At 68.7% G+C, this 8,346-nt stretch carries 3 protein-coding genes and 2 pseudogenes; 4 read left to right on the top strand and 1 reads right to left on the bottom strand.

The features are described 5' to 3' along the window. Positions 1-7 precede the first annotated feature (7 nt). The 4 genes and pseudogenes from ABZU91_RS32630 to ABZU91_RS32615 form a co-directional block, all read left to right on the top strand. Positions 8-445 (top strand): DUF4365 domain-containing protein, encoded by a 438-nt coding sequence (locus ABZU91_RS32630; protein WP_355249130.1) that lies wholly within the window; start codon positions 8-10, stop codon positions 443-445. Continuing rightward, the gene (locus ABZU91_RS32625; RefSeq protein ID WP_355249127.1) at positions 445-1,566 is read left to right on the top strand and encodes a hypothetical protein; all 1,122 of its coding nucleotides are present in this window, start codon (positions 445-447) and stop codon (positions 1,564-1,566) included. The genes ABZU91_RS32630 and ABZU91_RS32625 overlap by 1 nt, the downstream gene beginning before the upstream one ends. 144 nt (positions 1,567-1,710) lie before the next feature. Further along, on the top strand, positions 1,711-4,575 hold the full coding sequence (locus ABZU91_RS32620; protein WP_355249124.1) for an SNF2-related protein: 2,865 nt from the start codon (positions 1,711-1,713) through the stop codon (positions 4,573-4,575). Continuing rightward, positions 4,572-7,460, top strand: a pseudogene (locus ABZU91_RS32615) (class I SAM-dependent DNA methyltransferase); the annotation flags it as partial. The gene ABZU91_RS32620 and the pseudogene ABZU91_RS32615, both read left to right, overlap by 4 nt. 220 nt (positions 7,461-7,680) lie before the next feature. On the opposite strand, the pseudogene ABZU91_RS32610 reads toward ABZU91_RS32615, so the two are convergent. Then, a pseudogene (locus ABZU91_RS32610) lies at positions 7,681-8,346 on the bottom strand (IS701 family transposase); the annotation flags it as partial.

Genomic DNA, 8,346 nt, shown 5'->3' with positions numbered 1-8,346 from the left:
TCGATCCATACCCGTCTACCGACCGAATCACCCTCATCGATCGGACCGGCTGTGCGACACACCCGCCCAACCCACAAACCAAACGCGCTCTAAGATCGAGGCCCAGGTCAAGTCCTGGTCCAGTCCTAGGGGGACCGACTTGGACTGGCTCTACCCGATAGACGTGCGTCACTATAACAACCTCGCCGGTGAGGGGTTCGCTGTGTCGCGTTACCTCTTCCTGATCATCGTTCCCGCGGATGCAGGTCGGTACGCCCAGGCGGACGAGACGTCCCTGCGACTCAGTCACTGCGGATACTGGGCGTCGCTGCGGACGTCGCCGTTGATCGACCATGCCGTGCAGCGCCAGGTCACGGTTCCCGTGCCGAAGCGCAACGTGTTGACCGTAAAAGGTCTGCGATCGCTTCTCGAACCCCGTCCGGCGCAACGAGTGCCTGCGTCATGATGCCCTCTGTCGCCCTGGACGCTGACGCGCTGCGTGCCGCGTCAGAGTTGACGCCTGAGACATTGAGCCGCTACCTGTCGTCAACGGGTTGGGCGCCGGAACAGCGCCTCGAACGGGCGACTCTGTGGTCACGGCACGAGGCCGACGGGGACTTCCAGGTGCTCGTCCCCGGCGATCGGGACCTGCGCGACTACGCGAGTCGTGTCTCCGACTTCCTCACCACTGTGGCGGCCGTCGAGGAGCGCCCGATCCGTCTGCTCCTCGACGATCTGGAGACCACCGGCGCGGACACGCTCTCCTTCCGGCTTCTGCCCGGCGGCCCGTCCGGGACGATTCCCCTGTTCAACGCGGTGGACGCGTTGGCGGGAGTGCGGGAGTTGGTCGTCTCGTCCACCTACGCGTTGATGAGCGAGCAGCCGATGCTGGTGCAGGGTCGCCGTCCGGAGGATGTGCTCGACTTCGCCCGCACCGTACGACTGGGCACGCCGCGCGCCGGGAGTTGGGCGATCGCGGCGCAGCTTGCCGTTCCACGCGCGGACGCGAGTGCCGATCTGCCGCTCGCCCGCCGGGTGTCGCTGCAGATGCACCGCGCGGTGAGGGCATGCTTCGCCGCCTCGGGTGAGGCCCAGCGCGACTTCGATCTTGGGCTCTTCCTGCGTCGCACAGGTGAGGGCGTGTCGGCGAACGTCTGTGATGCCTTGGCCAAACTCGGCCGTGACGGTGTTCCGTACGACGTCAGGTTCAACTGGGCTGATCAGCTCCCGTCCTCCGTGCCGGCTCGATCGTTCCGCTTCGGTACCCGCCGGATCGAGGTGCTGCACACGGCGGCGGAGCAGCTCAAAGTAGCCGTTCCGGACGGCGAGGTCACGGTCGAGGGTCAGGTCAGCAAGCTCCGACGGGAAACCGGTGAGGGCGGTCAGGCGACCGTACGAGGTCCCATCAGGACGGTGTACGGGTCCTCGGAACGCTCTGTCCGGGTGCTCCTGCCGGACATGCTCTATCAGCGGCTCGTCGAGGCACACGGTCGCCGGCAGCACGTGCGGGTCACGGGAATCGCGTTGCGTGGCCGAATAGAGCGGGTTTCCCTCGTCGAAGTCCTTGGCGATAACACTCCGTCCTGACCGGTCTACCAGCGGTGATTCCACCACTCGTACGACCACGAACGCCCTTGATCCAGCCAGCACGAACGGATGACGGGTCTCCTACCCAAGAGTATCTACATAGGATCTCCGGACCGCAGCGGTTCAATGGGGAGGGGGACGATCGTGAGCGATGTCCGTTCCGGGTCCGCACTCGACGTGGCCCCAGGCTCGGTGGTGGTCATTCGCGACGAGGAATGGCTGGTGCAGACCGCCGAGGAAACCGCGGACGGGCTCCTCGTGCACGTCCGTGGCTTGGGTGAACTGGTGCGTGACGTCACGGCCAGCTTCTACCACTCCATCGACCCCATCGCACCGCTTGACCCGGCGGCCGCAACAGTCGTGGGGGACGCCAGCCCGCGATATCGCAACGCTCGCCTCTGGCTGGAGTCCACCTACCGCAAGACCGCCGTGCCGCTGGCCGATCGTTCACTCACCGTCGCTACCCAGGCGCTCGCCACTCCGCTCAGTTACCAGCAGACCGCCGTGCGCAAGGCGTTGGACCCCGACAACCTGCGTCCCCGGATACTCCTGGCCGATGCGGTGGGGCTCGGCAAGACCCTGGAAATTGGCATGATCCTGTCGGAGTTGGTTCGCCGTGGCAGGGGCGAGCGCATCCTCATCGTGACACCGCGCCACGTGCTCGAACAGATGCAACAGGAGTTGTGGTCGCGCTTCGCGCTGCCGTTCGTCCGTCTCGACTCGTCCGGCATCCAACGGGTCCGCCAGAAGCTCCCGGCGAACCGCAACCCGTTCACGTACTTCCGGCGGGCGATCATCTCGATCGACACGCTGAAGTCCGAGCGGTACGCGGCCAGTCTGAAGAAGCAACGCTGGGACGCTGTCGTCATCGACGAATCGCACAACCTCGCCAACTCGGCCACGCAGAACAACAAGCTGGCCCGCACGTTGTCCCGTAACACCGAGACGCTGATCCTGGCGTCGGCGACTCCACACAACGGCCGCAAGGAGTCCTTCGCCGAGTTGGTCCGGTTGCTCGATCCGTCCGCGATCCCACCCGGTGGTGACCTGGTGGCCGCCGAGATCGAACGCTTGGTGATCCGCCGTCACCGGCACAGCGACGAGGTGGCGGGCGTCGTCGGCGCCGACTGGGCCGAGCGGCGGGAACCGGAGAACGTGCTGGTGTCCGCGAGCCCGGCGGAGAACGCGGTCGCCCGCGAACTTGAGGACGTGTGGCTGTGGCCGCCGGACCGGCGCACCCCATACTCCGGGCCTAACGCGTCGCTGTTCCCGTGGACACTCGCCAAGGCGTTCCTGTCGTCGCCGGCCGCGCTGGGGGAGACCATCCGACAGCGGCTGAGTCGCCTCGGGCACGACGTCGCCGCGACCAGAGAACGCGCGGCGTTGGATCGGCTCGCCAGCCTCAACGCGGCGGCGCTCGCGGAGGGCTCGGCCAAGTACGGCGAGCTGGTCCGGCAGCTCCAGGATGTTGGCGTCGCGTCAGGGTCGCCGGCGCGGGCCGTGGTGTTCGCCGAACGAGTAGCCACCCTCACCTGGTTGCACAAGCACCTGCCGGCCGACCTCGGCCTACCCTGCGAAGCGGTCGCGATCATGCATGGGGGCTTGCCCGACAAGGAGCAGCAGCAGATCGTCGACGCGTTCAAGCAGGAACATGCCCCGATCCGCGTCCTGGTCACCGGCGACGTCGCCTCCGAGGGGGTCAACCTGCACGCGCAATGCCACGAGCTGTTCCACTACGACATCCCGTGGAGCCTGATCCGTATCGAGCAACGCAACGGCCGCATCGACAGGTACGGCCAGCAGCACCCGCCCCGGATCACCGCCCTGCTGCTGGAGCCGGACGGCGGCCGGTTCGCCGGCGACATCCGCGTCCTGGCGAAGCTCGTCGACAAGGAGAACGAGGCGCACCGCGCGCTCGGCGACGTCGCCTCGCTGATGGGCCAGTACGACGTGAAGGGCGAGGAGGACGCCATCCGTGCCGTCCTCGCCGGGCAGCGTGACCTGGACGACGTGGTGCGTACCCCGGACGAGGTGTTGGCCGGTGACGACCTGTCGGCGATGTTCTTCGGCATCGTGGACGCCGCCGACGACGACGCACCGTTGCCGAAGGCGACCGGGGCCGCCGGTTCCGGGCTCTATCCCGACGAGGTCTCCTACCTCGAAGAGGCACTGCACGCTGCCTTCGTCGACCCGACCGGGCCGCCGAGCAACAACGGTGTCGGCTGGCGCCGCGACCACGCTTTCGGCACCGCCGAGCTGACCCCGCCACCGGACCTGGTGCAACGCCTCGACGTGCTGCCGCAGAGTTATCTTGCCGACCGGAGGGTCACCGAACGACTCGTCCTGGCCACCACCCTGGCCCGGGGCAAGGACCGGCTGGAGCAGGCGCTACGCGACGACACCGGTTCCAGTTGGCCGGACGCGCACTACCTGAGCCCGCTGCACCCGGTGCTGGACTGGGCTTCGGACCGGGCCCTGGCCGGGCTGGGTCGCAACCAGGTGTTCGCGGTCCGCGGCGCGGTCGACGACCCGACCGTGCTGCTGCTGGGCACGCTCACCAACCGGCGCGGGCAGGTCGTCTCGGCGGCCTGGTTGACAGTCGAGTTCCCGGTGGCCGACACCCTGTCGTTCGCGCCGGTGACCCCGCACCCGTCGGCTGCCGAAGCCCTGGCCGCGTTGGGCTTCGACACCGCGTGGGCCAACCCCGGTCCGGTGCCGGACGCCGAGACCCTGGGCCGGTTCATCGCCCCTGCCGTACACCACGCCCGCGCGCAGATGCGCGACCTGTTCGCGGCGGCCGAGAAGGACGTCGCGCACCGGGTCGAACAGTGGTCGCACCGGCTCGCCCAGTGGCAGGACGAGGCGGACGCGCTGATCCAGCGGCGCGACCTGAAGCAACGTCGGGTCAGCATCGCCCAGGAGCAGAGCCTGGTCGCCGACATGAATCCGGACCGGCAGTTGGTCCGCCCGCTGCTGGTCCTCGTGCCGCAGACGGGAGTCACCGCATGAGCGTGTCGGACGCGATCCTGGTCGGTGAGGGCTGGATCTCTGAGCATTACTTCACCACCGACGCGACCAAGGAGTCGTTCCGCGCCCGGGTGCTGGAACGTCGTAAGGAGTGGGACGCGGAGACCGACGCGCGCCGGCTCACCCCGCGCAGCCGGTTCGTCGAGGCCCGGCAGGAGCTGGAAGCTGACCTCGCCAAGCTCGCCGAGCTGACCGATGTGGAGGCCGACCTCGGCGCAACCGATCCGCAGACAGTTGCCGCCGCGGTCGCGTCGATCCATCACCGCGTCGTCGACATCCTGGGGCTGCGCGGGCACGGTCTCGCCGTGGGCGAGGGCGGCCCGATCCTGCGTGTCTCGGCGCCCGGCATCACCGAACGGGCGCCGCTTGTCGTCGTGCTCGCCCAGCCGGTCGCCACGGTCGAGGACGTCCTCGCCAAGGATGGCCCGACGCTTGCCGCGCCGGTGCGCCTGCACGACGATGGCGACGACCTCACGTCGGCCGCGCGGCTCTGCTCCGCCCTGTTCGGTGAGGACGACGCCCCCGACCTGATCCTCGTCCTGGCCGGCCGCTGGGCGGTGCTCACCGAACGGGAACGTTGGGCCGAAGGCCGCTATCTCGCCGTCGACCTCCAACTGGTCTGCGAGCGCAACGACACCAGACGCGGCGGCGAGGTCGACCGCGCCCTGACCTGCCTGTCCGCCGAGTCGATCGCTCCGGACGGGGATGGCAACCTGTGGTGGAGCGGCGTCCTCGACGAGTCGATCAAACACACCGTCGGCGTCTCCAAGGATCTCCGCGAGGGCGTACGCCTGTCCATTGAGATCATCGCCAACGAGGTGGTGAACCGTCGCCGGGCTCAGGGCCTCGATCCGCTGCCCGCCACCGAGGCGCAGCCGCTGGCCAAGCAGGCGCTGCGCTTTCTCTACCGCATCCTCTTCCTGCTTTACGCCGAGGCGTCGCCCGAGCTGGGTGTGCTGCCCGTCGGCGCCCCCGAGTACGACAGGGGTTACAGCTTGGATCGCCTGCGAGAACTCGTCCAGGTCGAACTCGCCACCCCACGCGCCCGCACGGGCACTCACCTCTACGAGTCGCTGGGCGTGCTGTTCCGGCTGGTCGACCGCGGTCATCCGACCGACGGACTGCACGTGTCAGACGACGAGGCGGTGTCCGCGCCAGGGCTCACCTTCAACCCGCTGCGCGCCGACCTGTTCCAGCCCAGCGCCACCGCGCACATCGACGCGGTGGGCCTCGGCAACCCCGCGCTCCAGGAGGTCCTCACCCACCTGCTGCTAAGCAAGGAGCGGCGCGGTCGGGACCGGGGCTTCATCTCGTACGCGGAACTGGGCATCAACCAGCTCGGCGCGGTCTACGAGGGGCTGATGTCGTACACCGGGTTCTTCGCCGACACCGACCTGTACGAGGTCGCCAAGGGCGGTGACGGCAGCAAGGGATCCTGGGTGGTGCCGGTGGACCGGGCCGCGGGCATCGCGCCCGGAGACTTCGTCAAGGATGCCGACCACACGACCGGGGAGCTGCGGCCGGTGCTGCACCGGCAGGGCGCGTTCGTGTTCCGCCTGGCCGGTCGGGAACGCCAGCAGTCGGCGTCCTACTACACCCCCGAGGTGTTGACGAAGTTCACCGTCGGGCAGGCCCTGGAGGAACTGCTCGACCAGGACGGCGTACGCACCTCGGCGGCGGACATCCTCGGCCTGACGATCTGCGAGCCGGCGCTCGGCTCGGGCGCGTTCGCCATCGAGGCGGTGCGGCAACTCGCCGAGCAATATCTGAAGCGCCGCAAGGAGGAGCTGGCCGGCGAGGGTAAGACCATCGACCCGGACGACTACCCGCAACGTCTGCAGGAGGTGAAGGCGTACCTCGCCCTGCACAACGTCTACGGCGTCGACCTGAACGCCACCGCCGTCGAACTCGCCGAGATCACCCTGTGGTTGGACACGATGGTGCCGGGCCTGCCGGCGCCCTGGTTCGGCCTGCACCTGCGGCGCGGCAACTCGCTGATCGGCGCCCGCCGAGCCGTCTACCGCCGCAGCCAGGTCGCCGACAAGTCGTGGCTGGGCGCGGTGCCGGCGGAGCTGCCGCTGACCGCGCTTGTCGAGGACATGGCCGCCGGCCGGATCGGCAGCGACGGCATCCACCACTTCCTGCTGCCCGCCGACGGCTGGGGCTCGGCCGCCGACGCCAGGGAGGCCGCCGCGCTGGCCCCCGCCGCCGCGAGGAGGGTCAAGACCTGGCGGGGGAGCACCAAGACCAAACCCACAAAGCAAACCATCGACGCGTACGCCGAACTGGCGCACCGCGTCGAGTCGCTGTGGCAGATCGCCTACCGCCGGCTGGACCTCGCCGAGCAGCAGATCCGCCGGCGTATCCCGGTGTGGGAGGCGGGCGTGCTGCCGGCCGGCGGGGCGGTGCAGCGCGAGGAGATCGAGAAGGCGCTCGCCGACGAGGACGGCGCCCACCGGCGGCTGCGCCGGGCGATGGACGCGTGGTTAGCGCTGTGGTTCTGGCCGCTCACCGACGAGCCGGCCACCGTGAACGGCGAGGTGATCGCCCCGCCGAACGTCGCACAGTGGGTGGCCGGGTTGCAGGCGCTGCTGGGGCGCAACCCGGAACTGCGCAAACGCAAAGCGTCCGGGCCGACCCTGACCGCCGGGATGAGCTGGCACGAGCTCAACGAGGCCGAGCGGATGGAGATCGGCTTCGCCAACGCCAAGACCATCGAGACGGTGCTGCGGGAGCACCCGTGGCTGGTGGTGTGCGAGCGCATCGCCGCGCGGCAGGGCTTCTTCCACTGGCAGTTGGACTTCGCCACGGTGTTCGCCCGGGGTGGCTTCGACCTCCAGGTCGGCAACCCGCCGTGGGTCCGGCCCGATTGGAAGCCGAAGCTTGCCTTAGCAGAGTATGACCCACGTTGGGTGTTGACAGACGCGCTCCCTGACTCGACATCGGCGGATCCAAAGGGGCCTGAGGATCTAACCCCCCGCGAGTTTGAGCAATACGTTGACTCGTTGCTCAATCTTGCGGGGACCCGAACCGTATTATCGGATAGTTCACTGTACCCCTTTCTAATACTCCAGCGGGAGATCCGTTTCAGGGTTCTGTGAGGGCTTGTCGGGCGTAGTGGCTGATCTTGGATGCGGCTTGGTGCTGGCGTCGGAAGATGGACCAGGCGATGACGTCTCCGACGCGTCGGGCTGGTTCGATGACCAGGGCGTGGAACAGCCGTCGGAGTTCGTTGACGGTTACCGGGATCAGGCTGTCTGGGCTGGTGGTGCTTGCCGCTGCGGCGGCGGCGAGGAACGCGTGTGCGGCGATGACGAGGGTGGTCCAGCGGTGCCAGGCCCGCCAGCGGCGGTGTTGGTGTTGGTCCAGGCCGAGGCCGGTCTTGGTGGCCTGGAACGATTCCTCGATGCTCCACCGTCTGCCGGCGACGGCCACCAAGCGGTGCAGCGGGACGAGGTGGGGCGACCAGCAGCGGTAGAACGCCTGCTCACCGGTGGTGCGGTTGCGGCGGATCAGCAGCCAGTGGTGACCGTCGTGCTCATCGGCGGCCAGGGGCAGGGTGACGAACGCCCAGTCGTAGTAGCGGTGGCCCTTCGCCCCCTGGCCGGCAGAGATCCGCTGCCACGCCCGCGTCGGGAGGTCGGCGGCGATCTGGTCCGCTCGCTGGATGCCCAGTCCGGTGGGGACTCGGTGCGAGCAGGCGACCGCGAGGACGTAGCCGAGTCGATGGTCGCGTAACGCCGCGGCCAGGTT

The organism is Micromonospora sp. NPDC005174 (assembly GCF_040608495.1).
Lineage (GTDB): Bacteria > Actinomycetota > Actinomycetes > Mycobacteriales > Micromonosporaceae > Micromonospora.
The sequence above is the reverse complement of the archived record's forward strand: the minus strand, read 5'-3'. Positions and strand labels throughout refer to the sequence as shown.